1 protein-coding gene is annotated in these 1241 nt (G+C 71.1%); it reads left to right on the top strand.

Annotated elements, in window-relative coordinates:
* The first annotated feature begins 253 nt into the window (after positions 1-253).
* Positions 254-853 carry a hypothetical protein gene (locus tag EBB56_RS21765; protein ID WP_124805337.1) on the top strand — a complete coding sequence of 200 codons (600 nt, stop codon included), beginning with the start codon at positions 254-256 and terminating at the stop codon, positions 851-853.
* Positions 854-1241 lie beyond the last annotated feature (388 nt).

The following is a 1241-nucleotide window of genomic DNA, read 5'->3' as shown; positions in this document are numbered from 1 at the left end:
TCGCTCTGGCTCGCCTGGTGGGCGCTCGACCAGCGCCTCCGGGCGTGGGAAGACGACGCGCTGTGGCGCGAGAGGTAGACACCGATGACCGGGCGTGAGCCCCTCCGAGCCCCCTGGGGGGCTACGGGGGGGCTCCTCCGTTTGCCCGATACACAATGTCCGACCTCGTCGGTAGCCTGAGGCTCTCGCGCCGGACCCCCTGCATAGCGCAGCGCGAGCGAAGCGAGCTCCGATCTGATCTTGTGAGGGCGAGATGGCCACCTTCCTGCGAGCCCGCTCCACCTTTCAGGTCCTCGGGCAGAGCACCCCGGCGCTGATCACGACCTACTGGGACAGCGCCGGAGGCACGGGCGTTGCCCTGGCGACGGAGGCGCAGGCTCGTGTTCGGGCGTTCTTCAACTCCCTGGCCGGGACCCTGGCCTCCGGGTCGCAGTGGTCGCCCAACCTCGTCGTTGACGAGATCGAGGAGACGACGGGGGCCCTCGTGAACCAGTACGCGGCCTCCGCCCCGGCCGCCATCGTCTTCTCGGGCTCCGGCGACGCGCTGCCACTCTTCACGCAGGGCCTTGTGCGGTACGGCACGGCCTCGTTCATCGGTGGCCGCCGCCTGCAGGGCCGCATGTTCGTGCCGGGCTTCACGGAGACGGGGAGCACGGGCAACCCCGCAGCGCCCTCGAGCGTCGTCGCCTCGGCCATGGCCACGGCCATGCCCCTGCTCGGGACGACCATCGTGACGCCGATGTCCCAGCGCGTCTGGCACCGCCCGGGCGGGGCCACCCCCGGCCTGAGCGCCCCGGTCATCACGCGGCAGTTCGCGCCGACGTGGTCGATCCTCAAGAGCCGGCGCACCTAATCCCCCGGTCGCCGGCGGTGTCCCCCGAGCTCCCTCCGGCGACTGGGCCTCAAGTCGAAGCTCGGGGAGAGCTCGGGAGGCTCACGCGTGAACACCGAACGAGAACCGGTCACGGTCCGGGTCAGCGTGCACATCGGCCGGAACGGGGCGGTGGCCATTGGCGTCGTGGAGCAACGCTGGAATGGTGCTGTACGCACTGATCGCCGCATGGCTGCTGCTCGCCCTGCTCTTGAGTCTGCTCCCGCTGCTCCTCGCGGCGTACCTGAGTCGCTCTGGCTCGCCTGGTGGGCGCTCGACCAGCGCCTCCGGGCGTGGGAAGACGACGCGCTGTGGCGCGAGAGGTAGACACCGATGACCGGGCGTGAGCCCCTCCGAGCCCCCTGGGGGG

The organism is Halomonas sp. YLB-10, from assembly GCF_003856855.1.
Taxonomy (GTDB): domain Bacteria; phylum Pseudomonadota; class Gammaproteobacteria; order Pseudomonadales; family Halomonadaceae; genus Halomonas; species Halomonas litopenaei.
Note: the sequence above shows the minus strand (reverse complement) of the source record. Positions and strands in the feature narration are given on the sequence as shown.